Origin of the sequence: Pseudochrobactrum saccharolyticum, from assembly GCF_008801715.1 — a bacterium.
GTDB lineage: Bacteria > Pseudomonadota > Alphaproteobacteria > Rhizobiales > Rhizobiaceae > Pseudochrobactrum > Pseudochrobactrum saccharolyticum.
Genome location: NZ_VZPG01000006.1, coordinates 120,335 through 140,359, shown reverse-complemented (window position 1 = coordinate 140,359; position 20,025 = coordinate 120,335). Strand labels below are relative to the sequence as shown.

General features: G+C 52.2%; 19 protein-coding genes, 1 pseudogene and 1 riboswitch. Of the genes and pseudogenes, 13 read left to right on the top strand and 7 right to left on the bottom strand.

Features of this window, described 5'->3' with window-relative positions:
- Positions 1-239: 239 nt before the first annotated feature.
- The 5 genes from F7P81_RS16145 to F7P81_RS16125 all read left to right on the top strand — a co-directional run bounded on the left by F7P81_RS16145 (position 240) and on the right by F7P81_RS16125 (position 6,783).
- Positions 240-3,329 (top strand): helicase-related protein, encoded by a 3,090-nt coding sequence (locus F7P81_RS16145; protein WP_151160275.1) that lies wholly within the window; start codon positions 240-242, stop codon positions 3,327-3,329.
- 4 nt (positions 3,330-3,333) lie between these two features.
- Entirely contained in the window at positions 3,334-3,738 is a 405-nt protein-coding gene (locus tag F7P81_RS16140; RefSeq protein ID WP_151160274.1) for an RNA-binding S4 domain-containing protein, read from the top strand.
- A 488-nt stretch (positions 3,739-4,226) separates the two neighbouring features.
- Positions 4,227-4,565, top strand: a complete 339-nt coding sequence (gene fdxA, locus F7P81_RS16135) for a ferredoxin FdxA (protein ID WP_022709929.1) — start codon at positions 4,227-4,229, stop codon at positions 4,563-4,565.
- Between the two features lie 437 nt (positions 4,566-5,002).
- Complete coding sequence (locus F7P81_RS16130) at positions 5,003-5,581, top strand: CarD family transcriptional regulator (protein ID WP_028233395.1); 579 nt, start codon at positions 5,003-5,005, stop codon at positions 5,579-5,581.
- A gap of 296 nt (positions 5,582-5,877) precedes the next feature.
- Positions 5,878-6,783 carry an RNA polymerase factor sigma-32 gene (locus tag F7P81_RS16125; protein WP_151160273.1) on the top strand — a complete coding sequence of 302 codons (906 nt, stop codon included), beginning with the start codon at positions 5,878-5,880 and terminating at the stop codon, positions 6,781-6,783.
- Between the two features lie 69 nt (positions 6,784-6,852).
- Here the strand turns inward: F7P81_RS16125 and pyk are convergent, their stop codons facing one another.
- From pyk to F7P81_RS16110, 3 genes and pseudogenes are all read right to left on the bottom strand, one after another.
- On the bottom strand, positions 6,853-8,289 hold the full coding sequence (gene pyk / locus F7P81_RS16120; protein WP_075657271.1) for a pyruvate kinase: 1,437 nt from the start codon (positions 8,287-8,289) through the stop codon (positions 6,853-6,855).
- Positions 8,286-8,678, bottom strand: a pseudogene (locus F7P81_RS16115) (DUF1036 domain-containing protein); the annotation flags it as partial. The pseudogene F7P81_RS16115 and the gene pyk, both read right to left, overlap by 4 nt.
- Before the next feature lie 108 nt (positions 8,679-8,786).
- The gene (locus F7P81_RS16110) at positions 8,787-9,092 is read right to left on the bottom strand and encodes a hypothetical protein (protein WP_151160272.1); all 306 of its coding nucleotides are present in this window, start codon (positions 9,090-9,092) and stop codon (positions 8,787-8,789) included.
- 292 nt (positions 9,093-9,384) lie between these two features.
- On the opposite strand from F7P81_RS16110, the gene F7P81_RS16105 reads away from it, so the two are divergent.
- The 3 genes from F7P81_RS16105 (at position 9,385) to F7P81_RS16095 (ending at position 11,033) form a co-directional block, all read left to right on the top strand.
- Entirely contained in the window at positions 9,385-10,182 is a 798-nt protein-coding gene (locus tag F7P81_RS16105) for an N-formylglutamate amidohydrolase (RefSeq protein WP_151160271.1), read from the top strand.
- A gap of 18 nt (positions 10,183-10,200) precedes the next feature.
- Entirely contained in the window at positions 10,201-10,506 is a 306-nt protein-coding gene (locus F7P81_RS16100) for a DUF1244 domain-containing protein (RefSeq protein WP_151160270.1), read from the top strand.
- A gap of 257 nt (positions 10,507-10,763) precedes the next feature.
- The gene (locus F7P81_RS16095) at positions 10,764-11,033 is read left to right on the top strand and encodes a DUF2312 domain-containing protein (protein ID WP_033315879.1); all 270 of its coding nucleotides are present in this window, start codon (positions 10,764-10,766) and stop codon (positions 11,031-11,033) included.
- Between the two features lie 62 nt (positions 11,034-11,095).
- Here the strand turns inward: F7P81_RS16095 and F7P81_RS16090 are convergent, their stop codons facing one another.
- Complete coding sequence (locus tag F7P81_RS16090; protein ID WP_075657275.1) at positions 11,096-11,449, bottom strand: DUF1428 domain-containing protein; 354 nt, start codon at positions 11,447-11,449, stop codon at positions 11,096-11,098.
- Between the two features lie 72 nt (positions 11,450-11,521).
- Here F7P81_RS16090 and F7P81_RS16085 point away from each other — a divergent pair, with 72 nt between their 5' ends.
- Positions 11,522-11,977 carry a MarR family winged helix-turn-helix transcriptional regulator gene (locus F7P81_RS16085; RefSeq protein ID WP_151160269.1) on the top strand — a complete coding sequence of 152 codons (456 nt, stop codon included), beginning with the start codon at positions 11,522-11,524 and terminating at the stop codon, positions 11,975-11,977.
- 111 nt (positions 11,978-12,088) lie between these two features.
- Entirely contained in the window at positions 12,089-13,036 is a 948-nt protein-coding gene (locus F7P81_RS16080) for an aldo/keto reductase (RefSeq protein ID WP_151160268.1), read from the top strand.
- Between the two features lie 63 nt (positions 13,037-13,099).
- On the opposite strand, the gene F7P81_RS16075 is transcribed toward F7P81_RS16080, so the two are convergent.
- From F7P81_RS16075 to F7P81_RS16065, 3 genes are all read right to left on the bottom strand, one after another.
- The gene (locus tag F7P81_RS16075) at positions 13,100-14,911 is read right to left on the bottom strand and encodes an ABC-F family ATP-binding cassette domain-containing protein (protein WP_151160267.1); all 1,812 of its coding nucleotides are present in this window, start codon (positions 14,909-14,911) and stop codon (positions 13,100-13,102) included.
- 159 nt (positions 14,912-15,070) lie between these two features.
- Positions 15,071-15,355, bottom strand: coding sequence for a glycine zipper domain-containing protein (locus F7P81_RS16070; protein WP_075657278.1), 285 nt, complete (start codon positions 15,353-15,355; stop codon positions 15,071-15,073).
- A gap of 111 nt (positions 15,356-15,466) precedes the next feature.
- Positions 15,467-16,108: a thiamine diphosphokinase gene (locus tag F7P81_RS16065; protein WP_151160266.1), complete on the bottom strand. Its 642-nt coding sequence runs from the start codon at positions 16,106-16,108 to the stop codon at positions 15,467-15,469.
- Positions 16,109-16,293: 185 nt separating this feature from the next.
- Positions 16,294-16,403, top strand: a riboswitch (TPP riboswitch).
- A gap of 61 nt (positions 16,404-16,464) precedes the next feature.
- Here F7P81_RS16065 and thiB point away from each other — a divergent pair.
- The 3 genes from thiB (at position 16,465) to F7P81_RS16050 (ending at position 19,920) form a co-directional block, all read left to right on the top strand.
- On the top strand, positions 16,465-17,472 hold the full coding sequence (thiB, locus tag F7P81_RS16060) for a thiamine ABC transporter substrate binding subunit (RefSeq protein WP_151160265.1): 1,008 nt from the start codon (positions 16,465-16,467) through the stop codon (positions 17,470-17,472).
- Positions 17,473-17,542: 70 nt separating this feature from the next.
- A complete protein-coding gene (gene thiP / locus F7P81_RS16055; RefSeq protein ID WP_151160264.1) occupies positions 17,543-19,189 on the top strand; it encodes a thiamine/thiamine pyrophosphate ABC transporter permease in 1,647 nt (548 codons plus the stop codon).
- Complete coding sequence (locus tag F7P81_RS16050; protein ID WP_151160263.1) at positions 19,186-19,920, top strand: thiamine ABC transporter ATP-binding protein; 735 nt, start codon at positions 19,186-19,188, stop codon at positions 19,918-19,920. The genes thiP and F7P81_RS16050 overlap by 4 nt, the downstream gene beginning before the upstream one ends.
- The last annotated feature ends 105 nt before the right edge of the window (positions 19,921-20,025 follow it).

Sequence of the window (20,025 nt, the reverse complement as noted above, 5' to 3'; positions counted from 1 at the left end):
GTTTCCTGTCATTTTCTGAAGTTTTGATACAAAAGAAGTCATAAAGGTGCCGTTGTTACCCTTTTAGTCAGAGACAGATAATGCTACCTGCTTTGCTCAATCTGTACTGGCTGACGGCAGGCAGACAGAAAAAATGGGGTTTGCCGGATCGGGTTGGCTATATTGCAAAATATGGCACTGACCTGCGGGGCGGATTTCATGTGTAACGACTTCATGAGACGGGGAATAATCAATTCCGCATGAATGACCAGAAGAACTCATTGACGCCTCCGCTTGGGGCGGCGTCTCTGCATCAGGGAACAGCACCGCTTATTGTGAGTGGGCGCGATGTAACCGCTGTGCTCGGGCCTACCAATACCGGTAAGACTCATCTGGCGCTGGAGCGTATGCTCGCCCATGAGAGCGGGATCATTGGTCTGCCGCTGCGCCTGCTGGCGCGTGAAGTCTATAATAAGCTGGTTACCAAAGTCGGCCCTGAAAAAGTGGCGCTGGTCACCGGTGAAGAAAAAATCATTCCGGCCGGTGCGAAATATTCCGTATGTACCGTTGAGGCTCTGCCGCGCCAGACCAATGCCGCTTTCGTTGCCATTGATGAAATACAGCTGGCTGCCGATTTGGAACGCGGCCATATTTTCACAGACCGTCTTTTACATTTGCGCGGCCGGCAGGAAACCCTGCTGCTGGGCGCGGCAACCATGCGGCCTATTCTCGAAAAGCTGCTGCGCGGTATCAATATTATTACCCGTCCGCGTTTGTCGCATCTGGCCTATGCAGGTTCGAAAAAGATTACCCGCCTGCCGCGTCGCAGTGCCATTGTCGCTTTCTCTGCCGATGAGGTCTATGCGATTGCCGAGCTGATCCGCCGTCAGCGCGGTGGTGCAGCCGTAGTGATGGGCGCTTTGAGCCCGCGCACCCGCAATGCGCAAGTGGAGCTTTATCAATCCGGCGATGTGGATTTTCTGGTTGCGACCGATGCGATCGGCATGGGACTTAATCTTGATGTTGACCATGTGGCCTTTGCGCAAGCGCGTAAATTTGACGGATTTCAGTATCGTGATCTGAACCCCGGCGAGCTCGGGCAGATTGCCGGTCGTGCGGGTCGTCACCTGCGCGATGGTACATTCGGTGTCACCGGACAGGTTGATCCGTTTGATAAAGATCTTGTCGAGCGGATAGAATCGCATAATTTCGACGCGGTTAAAGTGTTGCAATGGCGCACGGCTCAGTTTGATTTTTCATCTGTTCGCGCATTGAAGCACTCATTAGACCGTTCAGCGCCTTTGGAAGGGTTGACACGGGCGCTACCTGCGGTTGACATGCAGGCGCTTGAAAATCTGGCGCGTGATGAAGACATTATGCGGCTTGCGGATACGCCCAAGCGTGTGGAAATTTTGTGGGATGCCTGTGCGCTTCCCGACTATAGAAGGATTGCGCCGGCACAACATGCCGATATTATTGCCGCAATCTATAAGGATATCATCCGCAAAGGTTTTGTGGATGAAGACTATATGAGCGAGCAGGTGCATCGGTCCGACAGGACTGACGGTGAGATCGACACTCTATCTCATCGTATTGCACAAATTCGCACATGGACTTTTGTGTCGCATCGGCCGGGCTGGCTGGCAGATCCGGCACATTGGCAAGAAAAGACGCGCGAAATTGAGGACAGATTGTCTGACGCGCTGCATGAACGGTTGACGAAACGCTTTGTAGACCGCAGGACAAGCGTGCTTATGAAGCGCCTGAGAGAGAATGCCATGCTAGAAGCAGAAATTAGCCCGACAGGGGATGTACTTGTCGAAGACCACAATGTCGGGCAGTTGGAAGGATTCCGATTTACCGCCGACGTCAAGGCCGAAGGGCCGGACGCGAAAGCGGTAAAGGGGGCTGCACAAAAAGCGCTGGCCGCTGAATATGACCGTCGTGCAGAGCGCTTCTCTGCTGCGGCCAATGGCGATTTTGCCCTTGGCTCGGATGGCATTCTGCGCTGGGTCGGCGCTCCGGTTGCAACTCTGGTTGCCGGTGACAGCGTGATGCGTCCGCGCAGCGTTCTGCTGGCTGACGAGCAGCTGACAGGTGCTTCCCGTGAGAAAGTACAGAGCCGTATTGACCGCTTTGTCGCCCATCATATTGAGACAGTTCTCAAGCCATTGCATGATCTGACCGAGGCTGATGCCCTGACCGGCATGACCCGTGGTCTGGCTTTCCGTTTGGTTGAGAGCTTCGGCGTGATCCAGCGTCGCGACATTGCTGAGGAAATCCGTGGTCTCGATCAGGATTCCCGCGCAGCTCTGCGTCGTTTCGGCGTACGCTTTGGTGCCTATCATGTATTTATCCCTGCTTTGCTGAAACCGGCACCTGCGGGTCTGATGACACTGCTCTGGGCGCTGAGCAATGACGGCCGTGAACGTGCCGGTTACGGTGATGTTGTTCATGTTCTGGCCGCAGGCCGTACCTCGGTTGTTGTTGATCCGGCTTTCGATCCGGTTTTCTACACACTGGCCGGCTACCGCGTTCTTGGCCGCCGCGCTGTGCGTTTCGACATTCTGGAGCGTCTGGCCGATCTGATCCGTCCGGCTCTGGCCTGGCGTCCGGGCGCAGGTCTGCGCGCCGAAGGTGCCTATGATGGTGCTCGTTTCATGGTAACGCCGTCGATGATGTCTATTCTTGGTGCGACACCGGAAGACATGGAAGAAGTGCTGAAAAGCCTCGGCTACCGTCATGAAGCGATGGAAGCACCGGCTGTTGCTGCCAAGCTTGCAGAACTTGATGCTTTTGCTGAAGCCGATGCTGCCAAGCAGACCGGCGAAGCTGTAACAGAAGCTGCCGCTGAAACTGAAGAACAGCCGGAAGCTGTGGCAGAAACCGTGAATACGGAAGAAGCTGAAGCACCGGTTGCAGAAGCGGCTGAGACTGCTGATGCTGTTGCTGAAGAACCAGTGAAAATGGTTCTGCTGTGGCGTCCGGGTCGTCACGACAACCGTGGCCGCGAGCAGGGTAAGGGACGCGAGCAGAATCGCAACCGTCCGCAGGGCAATCGCCGTGCGCCTGCTAAAGACGGCGCACCGGCTGATGCAGCTAAAGACAATGCGGGTGATAATCAGAACCGTGAAGGTCGCAGCAAGCGGTTTGAAAAAGCCGCACGTGTTGACTTCGGTAACGGTGAGCAGAAATCCGGCCGTAATGAACATCACGGCAAGCCGCGTCATGGCAAACGGGATCATGCTCAGGATCAGAAACGCGTTGAGCGCAATGAGCGTCCGGTGCAGATTGATCCTGATTCACCATTCGCCAAGCTGCTTGCTCTGAAAGAGCAGCTGAAGAAATAAGCGCATGAATACGGGTGCTTTAAAACAGCGCATTGATAAATGGTTGTTTTTCACCCGTGTCGTTAAATCACGCTCGCTCGCGGCAAAGCTTGCTGCCGGCGGGCGTGTTCGTATTAACCGCGATAAAATAGATCAGGCATCTCACGGAATTAAAATCGGAGATGTAGTGACGGTCACGCTGGATCGCCGCATATTGATTTATAAAGTGCGCGAGCTTGGAGAGCGTCGCGGCTCTTTTCCCGAAGCGCAATTGCTCTATGAAGATCTGACACCGCCAGCTGAAAAGACGGAAGAGCAGATGGCTGCGGCTGGTGAAAAACGGGATGCCGGTTCCGGCCGTCCGACAAAACGCGACCGCAGGGCAACGGAACGACTGAAACAAGGTGGTTCCGGTTTTGATGAGTTCTGAACTGCTTGATCGGGCTGATGTGAGTCGCATTCAGAGCATAATTCCGCAGGCTGACCGGTGTTTTCAGAAGCTGAACTATGCTTGAGATGCTGAGTCGGGTCTGACCATTCTTTCAAATCTTCGTGTTGGCTTATTTTCTGTCCGGAATGAAGAATGATGCGGCGGAAGGATTGTGCTTTGTTAAAAGCCAGCGGGGACGCAGTTTTTCAGAAATTACGGTGATAAAGAATGTGGTTCTTTTTTGCGGCGGAGCGTCGCGGCTGAGGGAAAACCCTCTTGCAAGCTGCGGCTAAAGCCTTTACCTGACAGACAGGTTTTCTGCCGTATTTCATATAGCGCAGTTGCTGAAAAACGGCATTCCGGTTTCGCAGGCCGGATGGCAGGAGCAGTCAGTTATCCTGACACCTGCCGGATGTTATGCCAAATGATATGATTGTAATTTTGGCCGCAGATTATGTGTGGCAGTTCAAAGCTCTGGGAGTTCGACAATGACTTATGTCGTGACCGATAACTGCATTCGTTGCAAATATACGGATTGCGTGGAGGTCTGCCCTGTCGATTGTTTCTATGAAGGCGAGAATATGCTCGTCATCAATCCTGATGAGTGTATTGACTGCGGCGTATGTGAGCCGGAATGTCCTGCTGAAGCAATCCGTCCGGATACGGAACCGGGTCTTGATAAATGGATTGAGCTGAATTCTGAATATTCAGCGAAGTGGCCAAATCTCACCGTGAAAAAAGACCAGATGCCTGAAGCCGCTGAAATGGATGGCGTCGCTAATAAGCTTGAACAGTTCTTCTCGGCAGAGCCTGGCGAAGGCGATTGATTCTCCGCTGATATGCCGGGATAACCACAGGATCAACCCTGTCAATTAACGGTTTATTAACACAAATCGCCCGGTCGGGCGGCTTGTGACGGCATTTTGTTGATTCTGCCGGTTTTTTGTGTTACTGTCCACGATAATGTCGATGAGCAGGCGTCATTTCGTGGCGGCTACAGGTATTCACTGAAAGGCTGATATAAATTACAGGCTGAAATAGTGCCGGGGCAAGTTTGTTTTTAAATTTTGCTCCCACCGTTTATCCTGTGATTTTTTTTGCTTAAGTTTTGCCTCAGCATCCCTTTTACATTCTGTTTCGGCACTTGTTTTAATCAGCTGTTATGCCCGTCCCGTTTCCCGCGGGGTTGGTCGCAGGACTGATTGTATCACCGCGTGTAAACCGGCGCTCCAGGTGCCGGACACTACAGGGAGTATTGAAGCGTATGTCATCCCAGCAGAAGAAGGCCGCCGTCCGTCAGGGTTTTAAGACGGGTGAGTCGATTGTGTATCCGTCGCATGGTGTGGGACAGATCGTTGCAATCGAAGAGCAGGAAGTTGCAGGCATGAAGCTTGAGCTTTTTGTTATTGATTTCGATAAAGATAAGATGCGCCTTAAAGTGCCGGTGGCTAAAGCGGCTACCATTGGTATGCGTAAATTGTCAGAAGGTGATTTCGTAGAACGCGCCTTGAAAGTCTTGCAGGGTCGTGCCCGTATCAAGCGCACCATGTGGTCGCGCCGGGCTCAGGAATATGATGCAAAAATCAATTCCGGTGATCTGATTTCCATTGCAGAAGTCGTGCGTGATCTTTTCCGTGCAGAAAACCAGCCGGAACAGTCTTATTCCGAGCGTCAGCTTTATGAAGCAGCTCTGGATCGTATGGCGCGTGAAGTTGCAGCCGTAAACAAGCTGTCTGATACAGAATCTGTACGCCTCATTGAAGCTAATCTGGCTAAAGGACCGAAACGCGGTGCGAAGACTGATGAAGCTGAAGTTGAGGATGATGAAGCCGAAGCTGCATAATTTTACGCAATTCAGGCTGAAACATAGTCCTTTATAACAATAACGCCGTTCTGTTCACTCAGAGCGGCGTTATTGTTTTATGTATATTTTCGCTACGTAGTAATGATTGCACAGCATGTATCTGCTCTGAAGCATGTGCTGGAGCACAAAAAGTGTTTTTCAAGCTCTCTGTTCAAAAAAATCATAAAATTAGCAGAAGATGAAGGAACCGGCCTTCCATTGATGCGTTTAACTCCTAGCGGATAACGTGATCCTCATAAGCAGGTTGCGTTGATATTTTCGTTATGGAGATTGAAATGAAGCCTGTAGCGTCCTCCTCCACCGAAGTTACGAAACGTACCGTCTCTTTTGTATCCTCCAGAAATCTTATTCGCAGTGCTATGTCCGCGCCTTATCTTGAACGGGAACAGGAACAGGAACTTGTTCAGCGCTGGAAAGAGCAGGGCGATCAGCATGCGCTGGATGAAATTACCTCATCTCATATGCGGCTGGTGATTTCCACCGCCGGACGTTTCCGCAAATTTGATCTGCCGATGGCCGATCTCATACAGGAAGGGACAGTGGGGCTTATGGAGGCTGCTTTCCGCTTTGAACCGGAGCGGGAGGTGCGTTTTTCCACCTATGCGATCTGGTGGATCAGAGCATCGATACAGGACTATATTCTGCGCAATTGGTCGATTGTTCGTGGTGGTACAAGTTCAACGCAGAAAGCTTTGTTTTTCAATTTGCGTCGCTTGCGTGCCAAACTGGTGCAGAGCAATGAAACCCTGTCGAAGCGCGAATTATATACCCGCATTTCCGATCAGCTCGGCGTGTCTGAAAAAGATGTGGAACTGATGGATTCCAGATTATCCGGCCCCGACAGTTCTTTAAGTATGACTGTTTCGCCGGATGACAGCAGCAGCGCGGAAAAGATTGATTTTCTGGTCGATGATCACCCGCTGCAGGATGAAATTGTTGAGAATATGATCGACAGCGAGCGACGTGTCAGCTGGCTGAAACAGGCATTATCCGTGCTGAATGACCGTGAATTGCGCATTATCCGCGAGCGTCGTTTGAAAGATGATGCCGTAACTCTGGAAATGCTGGGAGAGAAACTCGGTATTTCTAAGGAGCGTGTCCGCCAGATTGAAAACCGTGCTTTGGAAAAACTGCGGGCTGCGTTGCTTTCCCAGAATGGCATTGCAGCCTATCACGCCTAAGCACGACCAATGTGCCTATAAAAAAGCCCGCTTTAAAGCGGGCTTTCTCGTTTCAGGTTGAAGGTGTCGTCAGATGCCTGTCAGGCCGTCCATACCGATATAGGCAATGCGCAGCATATTGGTGTTGCCAGGGGTTCTGAGCGGCACACCGACAGTGATAATCACACGATCGCCCGGTTTGGCGAACTCTTCCCGATGGGCAATATGACAGGCGCGGTTGACCACGTCATCCAGATCACGCGCATCCTCTGTTACCACGCAATGCAGCCCCCAGACGATCGACAGACGACGTGCTGTCTCAACGACCGGCGACAGGGCAATAATCGGCGTCAGCGGGCGCTCACGCGACGCTCTGAGGCCTGTGGTGCCCGATGAAGTATAGCAGATGATCGCCGAGAGGTTCAGCGTGGTAGCAATCTGGCGGGCTGCCAGCGATACCGCATCCGCACCGGTGGCTTCCGGTTCGGAACGCTGATTATTGACGATGGACGGATAATTCGGATCACGTTCCACTTTCTCGGCAATCCGCGCCATGGTCGCAACCGCTTCCACCGGATAATCACCGGCGGCGGATTCCGCAGACAGCATCACCGCATCGGCACCGTCAAACACAGCAGTGGCCACATCGGAGACTTCCGCACGGGTTGGCACCGGAGCTGTAATCATGGATTCCAGCATCTGGGTGGCAACGACGACCGGCTTACCGGCTTTGCGGCAGGCGCGGACGATTTGCTTCTGAATGCCCGGAACGCTTTCCAGCGGCATTTCCACACCGAGATCACCACGGGCAACCATCAGCGCATCCGACAATTCGATGATTTCATCGAGACGGGTAACTGCCTGTGGTTTTTCAATCTTGGACATCAGTGCCACACGACCACGGGCAATCTTGCGGACTTCCGCGAGATCTTCCGGCCGCTGAATGAAGGACAGGGCTACCCAGTCAATATCTTCAAGCAGTACGGCATCAAGATCACGGCGGTCTTTTTCTGTCAGCGCACCGACCGGCAATGTCGTATCCGGCAGGCTTACGCCTTTGCGGTCAGAAATTTTGGTGCCGGAGATTACTTTACAACGGATAGACTTACCGTCGGTCGCTTCAGCCTGCAAAGCTAAACGACCATCATCAATCAACAGACGGTCACCGGCCTGCACGGCTTGCAGAATTTCCGGATGCGGCAGGAAAACACGATTTTCATCGCCCAGTGTCTCATCATCATCAAGCGTGAAAATCTGACCCGGTGTGAGTTCGACTTTGCCGTCTTTAAATTTGCCGACACGTAGTTTCGGGCCCTGCAAATCTGCGAGAATACCGATCGGGCGTCCGAGTTTGCGCTCTACATTGCGGATGCGGCGCACCAGCTCACGCATCAAATCGTGATCGGCATGGCTCATATTGATGCGGAAGACATCGGCACCGGCCGCGAATAATTTCTCAATAACCGCTTCATCCGAAGATGCGGGCCCAAGTGTTGCGAGGATCTTTACCTTACGCGCACGTCTCATTGGTGATTGGTTCCTGTTACTGTGGCATTGCCGGCCGGTGCATCATCAGTCAGCTGCACCATCCAGCTTGATTGTTCGCCCGTATCATATTCCTGAAAACCGGAGCGCTGATAACCGCGGGCAAAACAGTCATTCACGCCGTTAATTTTGAATTCGTTTTCAGCCACACACATATTGACCTTGCCGTCCCAGCGGCCGCCGCCTTCTGAATCCTCAGCATAAACATAGTAATAGCGGGAGGTCAGCGGGCCTTCGATCAGGGTCTTGCAGCTTGAACCGTTAATGTGCCACCAGCCTTCCGTGATCCATCCGCTCTTGGCACGATAGCCGATTGCGACACCGACAAGATTTTGCGTCGAATTACAAACGCGAAAATCGGCACGGGCTTCAGGTGCGGAAAAGATAACAGAAATCAATGTGACCGAAACAAAAGCCAGACAATAGAACAAGGTAGAATGAAGACGCATCCGCCAGAACCTTTCAGCGCACGGTACTGCTTAAATATGACAGCAAGGTGTAACAGCCTGACCATTACCACCGGACTGCATCTTTTGTTCGGCTCTGTTTCGGGCAGAAACAAATGATACAGCACTGTAAACAACCGGGTTGCGGCACCGTATCTGCTTCACCATGAAAATGCGATGCCGTAAAGCCGCATAATTCACGCAAGTTGCAGGCAGACTCAAGAGCCTGAGGTCAGTTTTCCGCTGTAAATCAGAACTAATTGCAAAATAGCCTGTCTTGCCGGTCAAGCCGCTATCGGCAACCTTTGTAATCATCTCCGGCAGATAGTGACGGATCACAGTCTGAAAAATACCTCCTGTTTTGCGAATTCAGTGGTTTTCAGTTGTCACAATTGTAATCAAATCGATTTAATTGCTGTTTTGTCTATAGCCCACACTCCGACCGGATACTAGAGCGTATCGCGTTTAATTATATCCGCTGCGTGTGCTCTATCTTTTTGTTTTTACGTCTATCCATTTGAACCAGGCATGCTCTGGCCTATCTTGCAAAATGGAGCGCCGGTCACAAATGGCTCGCAATTCCTTGCAATCCATTTATATGTTGATCATCCAATCCATAGCCGGAAACGAGATGACAGGTTTTTCCCCTTTTGAGACCATTGACGGTGATTTTGAGCAAGGTCTGCTGCTGATTGCCGATCATGCCAGCCGTGCAGTGCCTGAGGACTATGGTACGCTTGGGCTGGAGCCGCGTGTTTTTGAGCGCCATATCGCCTATGATATCGGCGTTGAGATGCTGACCAGAGCGCTGGCAGAAAAGCTGAACAGTCCGGCGGTGCTTGGCGGTTTTTCACGGCTGCTGATTGATCCGAACCGCGGTGAGGATGATCCGACGCTGATTATGCAGCTGTCTGACGGTGCTGTTATTCCGGCCAATTATCCGATGCATGAAGAAGAGCGGGAAAACCGGCTGAACCGCTTTTACCGCCCTTATCACAATGCGGTTGATGCAGCTTGCAACAAGATGCTGCAAACCTGTGGCCGCGCCCCTTTTGTCGTCTCTGTTCATTCCTATACGCCGGTCTGGAAAACCATACCGCGCCCGTGGCAGGTTGCATTGCTCTGGGATAAAGATGACCGGGCGATAACACCGCTTTTGTCGATGTTACGTGAAGACGGCACATTATCTGTCGGCGATAATGAGCCCTATGACGGCGCTCTGCGGAATGACACATTGTTTCGCCATTGTACCGCTAAAGGCTATGCCAATGTGCTGATTGAAGTGCGGCAGGATCTGATCGCAACACCGGAAGGTGTGCAGGTTTGGGCTGAGCGTCTTGCGCCGATGCTGGCACATATCAATATGATGGATGGTATTCACGATATCCGCCATTATGGTTCACGCACCGGTTCCGTTGAATGGATTTGAGCTGCGAAAGGAAATTGCATGACAAATATTACAGGTAATCAGCGTCTGGCCTATGAAGCGGCCGCTTTTCGCAAGCTGGTTGAGCATTTGCGCAACCGCACCGATGTTCAGAATATCGATATGATGAACCTGACCGGCTTTTGTCGCAACTGCCTGTCCAACTGGTTTCAGGAAGCGGCCAATGCTGATGGCAATGCGCTGACCAAAGACGAAGCACGCGCCGAGATTTACGGCATGCCTTATGATGAATGGCGGGAAAAATATCAGACACCGGCCAGTCAGGCGCAGCAGGATGCTTTTTCCGCACGAAAACCAAGCCACTAATAAAGCTGCTTCAGAAAAAGCGGCTACCGGTTTTTTGCCCGAAGCAGCGACAGATAAAAAACAGAGTGGTTTTTCGCTCGAAAATTGAACCACTCTGTAGATTTTAACCAGTATCTTACCGCTTGGCGGCTAGTTTAAGTTCCAAGATTCTTAAATCCATTGCTTGACCATGCGCTGCATGTGAGGCAACCAAGACCACCTGTTTTAAGGCCTGCGACTCGCCCGGCGTTTCATATGGTCTTGTCTATAATCGGAGAATGATATTGAGCGACGATATTACCGGCGACAACGCCCAGTCCATTGCAGTCGGCCAGCTGCGTGCATTTATTGAACGTATTGAACGTCTGGAAGAAGAAAAGAAAACCATCTCTGACGATATCAAAGAGGTTTTCGCTGAGCTGAAAGGCTCCGGCTTTGACTCTAAAGCTGTACGCACCATCATCCGCCTGCGTAAGAAAGAAGCGCATGAGCGTCAGGAAGAAGAAGCGATGATCCAGCTTTATATGGACGCGCTCGGCATGAGCTGATTTCAGCAGTGCTGAAACAAAAAGGGGGCTTTCGCCCCCTTTTTTATTGCTAAAAATCAGTGTCAAACATCAAGCAGTTTCTCAAAACCACCATAGATCATACGCTTGCCGTCAAAAGGCATGGATTCACCCATCGCCTGCATGCGGGGATCTTCCATCATTTTTTTCCAGGTTGTATCGCGCACAGTTTTGTTCGGAAATTCAATCCAGCTGAACACAACAACTTCGCCGTCTTTGGCCTGCACGGAGCGGCGGAAATCCGTCAGCTTGCCATCCGGCACATCATCGCCCCAGCACTCAACAATGCGGGTGGCGCCAAATTCTTTAAAAATCACAGCCGCTTCAGCTGCATGTTTACGGTAGTCTTCTTTGCGGTTTTCCGGCACAGAAGCGACAAAACCCTCGACATATCCCATTTTCATTCTCCTCCTTGTGGGCAACTTTATTCTTGCGTTGACTTAATATGTTGATATCAACATAATTGTAAAATGTCAATGAATGTACCATTTTCGACCACACTGGAAGTCCGTGATACATGTCTGTGCCTGCACGCACAGCGCGCAGCCCGTGCTTTAGCCCGTTATTTTGACGATGCTTTGAGGCCCTTCGGACTGACAAACGGCCAGTTTTCTTTGCTGATGGCTTTAAACAGGCCTGAACCGCCATCCATCGCACCGGTTGCCCAATTGCTCGCTATGGATCGCACGACATTAACGGCCGCACTCAAGCCGCTTCAGAAAAAAGCACTGATAGAAATTATACCAGATGCAGCAGACCGGCGCAGCCGATTATTACTGCTGACACCCAAAGGTTCAGCTCTGCTGGCAGAAGCCGTGCCTGTCTGGCGGCAGACCCATGCAGAACTGGAAAATAACCTTCTGAACGGTAACGGTGATTTTTTGCGCTCAATGCTGCTCAGCCTTGGGAATATCACTCCGGCATGAAACACAAAGCTGTGTTATCAGAATAGTTTGTCGCGCTTTTTCTTTCCCTCCGCATCTTTTTGGTCATAATCCGCTTTGAACGAATAATGCATATCCTGCGGAGGAAACGGAATGCGCATGAAACAACTCGGACGGTCAGATTTACAGGTTTCACCTTTCTGCTTCGGCGGCAATGTGTTCGGCTGGACAGCCGATGAAACCACATCTTTTGCCTTACTCGACCGCCTGCTCGATGCCGACCTGACATTTATTGATACGGCCAATGTCTATTCCCGCTGGGTAGAGGGGCATAAGGGCGGTGAATCGGAAACCGTTATCGGCAACTGGCTCAAAAGCCGTGGCAGTCGTGACAAGATGATCATTGCCACCAAGGTTGGTGCCGATATGGGCGAAGGCTTTACCATGGCGCCTGCCCATATCCGTGAATGTGTTGACGCTTCGCTCAAGCGCCTGCAAACAGATTATATTGATCTTTACCAGTCGCATTATGATGATCCGAATACGCCGTTTGAGGATGTGCTCGGTACATTTCAGGATCTGATCAAAGCCGGTAAAGTCCGTGCAATCGGTGCATCCAATATTACCGGCGAGCGCCTGCAAAGCGCATTGGAAATCTCTGAGAAACATAATCTGCCGCGCTATAACTCATTGCAGCCGTTGTATAATCTCTATGATCGCAAGGATTATGAAACCACGCTGGAGCCGGTGGTGAGCGCCAATCAGGTTGGCGTTATTCCTTATTATACGCTGGCGGCCGGTTTCCTCACGGGGAAATATCGCAGCGAGAAAGATCTGGGCATTAGTCCGCGTGGCAACAGGGTCGGCACCAGCTATCTCAATGCACGCGGATTGAAGATTCTGGAAGCAATGGATCAGGTGGCAGAACGCTATAGCGTGACTGTGGCGCAAATTGCTGTTGCATGGATGATGGCTCAGCCGTCAATCACCGCGCCAATTGCCAGCGCCACCAAGATTGAGCAGCTGGAAGAGCTGATTAAAGCGACTCAGCTGACGCTCGATCAGGATGCATTGGATGTTCTGAACAAGGCCAGCGCATAAAACAAAAAAGCCTGCCTGAGTGATATTCAGGCAGGCTTTTATCAGAGCATTGTGAAGGACTGATTAGCCTTCAATCTCCTCACGCAGCATTTCCAGTTCAAGCCATTCTTCTTCATGGGCTTCATTTTCACTGCGTTTCTTTTCAATCTCAGCAGCGATCTTGGCAAACTGCGCAGGGTCTTTGGTATAGAGCGCCGGATCAGCCATTTTCGCCTCAAGTGCTGTAATTTCTGCACTCAGCTTTTCCATCTTCGCCGGCAGTGTTTCCAGCGCAAATTTCTGCTTATAGGACAGTTTGCGCTTTTCATCGCGTTTTGGTGCGGGGGCAGCTTCCGCCTTGTCACTACCTGCGGGTGCGGCAGATTTTACCTGACGGCGTGCCAGCGCTGTTTCTTTGCGCTGCGCCATCATATCCGCATAACCGCCGGCATATTGCAGCCAGCGCCCGTCACCTTCCGGTGCAATCACCGATGTTACCGTGCGGTCGAGAAAATCACGGTCATGGCTCACCAGAATAACGGTGCCTGCAAAACTGGATACCAGTTCCTGCAACAGATCCAGCGTTTCCATATCCAGATCATTGGTCGGCTCATCGAGGATCAGCAGGTTGGCCGGACGCGACAGAACCCGCGCCAGCATCAGACGAGCGCGCTCACCGCCGGATAATTCACGGATCGGCGTGCGTGCCTGTTCCGGCTGAAACAGAAAGTCTTTCATATAGGAGACAACATGGCGCTGCTCGCCATTGACCACCAGCGATTCACCGCGCCCGTCGGTCAGATAATGCGACAGGGTTTCATCGGGATTGAGCTCACGCTTCTGATCCAGCTCGGCAAAATCCAGATTAACACCGAGACGGATTGTGCCGGAATCCGGTTCAAGTTTACCGGTCAGCATCGACAGCAATGTGGTTTTGCCTGCACCGTTCGGCCCGACAAGGCCGATACGGTCACCGCGATTGACGCGGATGGAGAAATCCTTGACCAGTACACGCTCATCATAGGCTTTGCTGATCTTATCTGCTTCAATCACCAGCTTGCCGGATTCTTTCACATCGCTGGCCTGCAGCGTTGCCACGCCTTGCGCATGGCGATGGGTGCGGAATTCATGGCGCATTGTATGCAGCTCGCCAAGGCGGCGCATATTGCGCTTGCGGCGGGCAGTCACGCCATAGCGCAACCAATGTTCTTCCCGGACGATCTGACGGCCGAGCTTCTGATGATCGCGTTCTTCTTCTTCCAGAACTTTGTCGCGCCATTCTTCAAAATGCGCGAAGCCCTGTTCAATACGACGCGTCACACCGCGATCCAGCCAGATCGTGGCGCGGCTGACATTTTCCAGAAAACGACGGTCATGGGAAATCAGCACAATCGCCGAGCGGATCTGGCGCAGTTCCTGCTCCAGCCATTCAATCGTTGCGAGATCGAGATGGTTGGTCGGTTCATCCAGCAGCAGCACATCCGGCTGCGGTGCAATGACCCGTGCCAGCGCTGCACGACGTGCTTCACCGCCGGAAAGCTGCTCCGGTGTTTCATCGCCGGTCAGTCCCAGATTTTCCAGAAGATAGGCCACGCGATACGGATCATCAGTCGGGCCGAGACCTGCTTCCACATAATCACGCACATTGGAAAAACCATCCATATCCGGTGCCTGTGCCAGATAACGAATGGTTGCGGAAGGGTGACGGAAAACCTCGCCGCCGGTTGGTTCAACCATACCGGCTGCAATTTTCAACAGTGTGGATTTGCCGGAGCCGTTACGCCCGACCAACGCAATCCGTTCTCCCTCACTGATCGACAGGCCTGCATCTTCCAGCAGCGGTGTGCCACCAAAAGTCAGGCTGATCTGGTCAAGTCGGAGAAGAGGAGGAGCCATGGATAATTACGCTTTAAAAAGAGAGGCCGAAGATTGTTACTGCTCATTACTGCATATTGCTGCAAACAGGAACCCTTACTGCTAAATTCCTGGATCAATGCGCAGGCATAAAAAAACAGGCCGGAAACCGGCCTGTTTTTAAATTCAATTTTGTAACTATTAGTTACAAGGCGCTTCGTAAACGCGGCCGTAATTGTCGCGGTAGCGGCAATACTGAACGCCGTTACGGGTCTGTGCTGCACCGAGCAGCGTACCGGCAACCGCACCGATTGCAGCACCGGTCAGGGCGCCACGGCCGTTACCACCAATAGCGCCACCGGCAAGCGCGCCGAGTGCTGCGCCGCCCACACCGTAACCGGCGGTGCGCTGTTCGCCTGTTGTACAGGCAACAGTCGAAAACGCGAGCACTGCTGTTACTGCGATCATAGAAAGACGTGATTTCATCTAAAGTTACTCCCGTTGAGGCTACTCACTTGCCATAATCTCCTGCATTTTATAGCAAAAAAGAAGACGGCAACTATCAAAACAATTTACAGGTTTTTACGTTCAGTCACATCAGATTGAATCAATGGCAGGCGATGCGACTAAAATTGCCGCCCCTCCACCTAACGTCACTGTTAAGTTTTCTTTTACCCTATTTGAAAGCGTTAAAGAAGAGCCAAACGGTACAGTCACATTATCCAGCGGCCATTCGGCGCCGGAAATTGATAATCTGGTTAATGTCTCAAAGCCCAGAATACTGAATAATGTTTCTTCCGGCAGGTCAAAACCGGTTTTCCCGTAGATCAGCGGTGTTGCTTCCTCGTGGCCGCTGGAGAGAAATATTTTACGTCCTGTATGTGCCTGCGCTACCGCCATGCTGAGATGCAGAAATGTGTGGTCGGTGCGTTCACCGCCGAATGCACCGGCCAAAATCACTTCTGTTGCGCCGCGCTCATAGGCTTCATGCAATGCCAGTTCGCCATCGGTCATATTCTTTGCAACGGGAAAGACCTGCCGCTCAATGTGTCCATATTGTGCGGCCAGTGCCGTATCAGTGGAATCAAAGTCGCCGAGCCATAATTCCGGCACCACGCCAAGGCCGGCCGCATGGCGCATACCGCTGTCTGCCGCCAAAACGCGTGCACCGGAAATCTGCTTTTTCAGCCGCGAAGTGACGGTCAGATCACCGCCGAGAAGAATGAGAAATTTTGACATGGTGCTGCATATCACGCTGTTTCAAAGACCGGAAGTCTGGAGCGTGTCGCGTTTAATCGTACCCACTGCGCTCGCTCCGGATTTTTTAATTGTCGCATGTTCGCAGCAGCTCAAATGAAACCATTCGAGCTCGACATGCTCTAACAATCCTCTTGCTCCGTGACGCTGTTTTATCCTATTGTCCGCTCGCTCTAACGGGGTGCCTTCGGTTTCGGAGGCTGAGAGGCCGGTCTCCGGCTAACCCGCTGAACCTGATCCGGTTTGTACCGGCGGAGGGATTAGATGCTGTCCGGCTTCCGGCGCTCAATCCTTGGATCAATTCATAACCAGAGGAGAGCCCGCGCGGCTGTTATCTCATGTTTATCAGAAATCTACTTCTCACAACCGGTCTTCTGTCCGTTTTAAGCCTCGGCGCAAGTGCAGCACAGGCTCAGGACCTGACCATCTATACCTATGACAGTTTTACATCTGACTGGGGGCCGGGGCCGAAGGTTAAAGAGAATTTTGAAAAATCCTGCGGCTGCACCGTCAATTTTGTCGCTGTTGCCGATGGTGTGGCCTTGCTCAACCGCCTGAAGCTGGAAGGCAAATCCACCAAGGCCGATATTGTGCTGGGGCTTGATACCAATCTTATCAATGATGCCAAAGCCTCTGGCCTGTTTGCCCCGCACGGATTGAACGATGTGAAAAGCAATGTGCCTGATAATTTTCAGGACGAGGTTTTCCTGCCTTATGATTACAGTTATTTCGCTGTGATTTATGACAGTGAGAAGATGAAAAATCCGCCGAAATCCATGGCAGAACTGATTGACGGCGATGCTTCGCAGAAAATCATTCTGATGGATCCGCGCACATCCACGCCAGGTCTGGGCATGATGCTCTGGGTGAAAGACCTCTATGGCGACAAGGCTGGGGAACAGTGGCAGAAGCTCAGCAAACGCGTGCTGACAGTCACACCGGGCTGGTCTGAGGGCTATGGTCTGTTTACCAAAGGCGAGGCGCCGATGGTGCTGTCCTATACGACTTCTGCCGCCTATCACATGATCTCGGATAAAACCGAGCGCTATAAAGCAGTGACTTTTGAGGAAGGTAATTATCTCCAGATTGAACTGGCCGGCCAGACGATAAACGGTGCTAAAAACCCGCGTGCTGCAGAGTTTCTGAAATTCATGACCACAGCCGGTTTTCAGGATGTTATTCCGCAGACCAACTGGATGTATCCGGCCTATGACACATCTGCGCCGCTCGATGCGGCTTTTGATGCTCTGCCAAAACCGGATAAGAGCCTGCTGATTGCTTCTGAAACCGTTGCACAAAACCGCAAAGCATGGGTTGATGAGTGGCTGAAAGCCATGAGCCGCTAAGGTACAACTGTTTCTGAGCTCAACATGACTGCTTCCGCCGCGTCGTGCGGCGGGGCATTTACGGAGAATTATGCAGGCCTTCCGTTTCAAAACTGTCTCAGGCTTTATCGCGCTGATGCTGCTGCTGGTGCTGACCGGCGGGGCCTTGCTGTCGCTTGGCATTCAGGGGCTGCAATCCGATAGCGATGCACTTGCAGCTTTTGACAGTTATTTGTGGAATATTACGCGTTTTACGCTGCTGCAGGCGCTGCTGTCAGTTCTGCTTTCAGTGCTGTTTGCACTGCCGGTAGCCCGTGCACTCCATGCCAATACCGCATTTCGCGGCCGCAAATTACTGCTGCGCTTTTTCGCGGTACCTTTGACATTGCCATCACTGGTTGCTGTTTTCGGTATTACCAGTATTTACGGGCGCAATGGTTTTATCGCGCAGGGCAGTACGGCTTTGGGTCTGCCGCTGATACCGGATATTTACGGGCTGACCGGTATTTTGCTGGCGCATGTGTTTTTCAATATGCCGCTTGCAGTACGTTTGCTGCTGGCCAGTCTCGAATCCATTCCGCAAGATTACTGGAAACTCTCGGCGCAATTAGGCATGGGCAGCTTTGCCCGTTTCCGGCTGATCGAATGGCCGGTGATTGCCCGAAATCTGAGCGGTATTGCAGGGCTGATCTTCATGCTCTGCGCCAGTTCCTTCACCATCGTGCTGACCTTAGGCGGAGGCCCCCGCGCGACTACGCTGGAAGTTGCCATCTATCAGGCCTTGCATTTCGACTTTGATCTGGCGCGTGCTGTTGCCCTCACGCTCACCCAGTTGCTGCTGACTATTGGCGTGTTGTGCCTGCTGCGTCTGACCGGTAAGCCGACAGAAGAGGGGCTGTCGCTGGTCACGACCAACAGAGATTATATTCACCACGGCAGATGGTCGAAAATCTCATCAGGTATCATTATCCTCATTGCCACCTTGTTCATTGCTTTGCCGGTTCTGGGCATGGTTCTGTCCGGTCTGGGTTCTGATCTGTGGCGTTTGCTGAATGAAACCGTGGTGCAGCAGGCAATTATCACCTCGCTTTTGCTGGCTTTTGGCGCAGCCAGTCTTTGTGTCGTGTTGTCTCTTACGCTGGTCACCGCACGCGAATTTAGTGCTGCGCAAAATCTTAAATCGCCGCACCGGCTGCGCAGCTTTTTCACCACTGCCCTCGACAGTGGTTCCAGTCTGGTGCTGATTATTCCGCCGATTGTGATCGGTGCAGGCTGGTTCATATTGCTGCGCCAGTTCACCGATGTATTCACGCTCGCGCCCTTCATGGTCATTGCTGTGAATGGTGTCATGGCTATGCCTTTTGCGGTGCGCTTGCTGCGCCCTGCATGGGACAGTGCAGCGGCACAGAATAACCGGCTCTGCACGTCGCTCGGTATCAGCGGGCTCAACCGTCTGCGTCTGATCGACTGGCCGGTCATCCGCCGTCCGCTTATCCTGAGCTTTATCTTTGCTATGGCGCTGTCTATGGGCGATCTCGGCACGATTGCTCTTTTCGGCAGCGATGCGGTGCAGACCTTGCCTTATCTTCTGCTGCAGCGCATGGGCAGCTATCGTACCAGTGACGCGGCAGGCCTTGCGCTGATCCTTGCCGCTATCTGCTTTGCACTGATGCTTATCACTGATAAAACCGGCAGCCGGATCAATTCAGGCAAATCTACTGAGCGGAATGCCTCATGACACGACATAATGCTGCAATCACCCTTGATAATGTTCGTTTCTCCTATGGAGCGACAGACATGCTGTTCAACCTGCATTTAAAGGCCGGTGAAACCGGTGTGATTGTGGGGCCAAGCGGTTCCGGTAAATCGACACTGCTCAATCTGGTTGCCGGATTTGAAGCACCGTTATCCGGCCATATTCTGATCGGTGACGAGGAAATCAGCACTGAAGAGCCCGCCGGACGGCCGGTTACGATGGTGTTTCAGGAGAATAATCTGTTCGCGCATCTTGATGTGCGCGCCAATGTCAGCCTTGGCCGGTCACCTGCGCTGAAGCTGAGTGAAGCGGATCATCTTGCGGTGCAAAATGCCATTGACCGTGTGGAGCTGACCGGCAAAGAAAACCGCAAACCGGAAGCGCTTTCCGGTGGCGAGAGGCAGCGTGTTGCGATTGCCCGTGCATTGGTGCGTGACAAGCCTGTTTTGCTGCTGGACGAGGCTTTTGCTTCTCTCGGCCCCGCCTTGCGACAGCAAATGCTGGATCTGATCCGTGAATTGCAACAGGAAACCGGTATTACCATTCTGATGGTGACGCATACGCCGGAAGATGCACTGCGTTTCGATTCAACGTTGTTTTTTCTCAAAGACGGGCAAATCAGAGAGCAGGGTGATGCAGCCATGATGCTCTCGCCCTCCGGCCCTCAGCCCGTGCGTGACTATATGGGCACGTCAGAGCATAAAACATCCTGATTACAATATGATAATCAGATTATCATAGCGAATGACGTGATATTGACACAAAGCATGCGCAGTTAAATGCTCGTCTTGAGCCGCCGACTATGCGGCGGTTCAGGC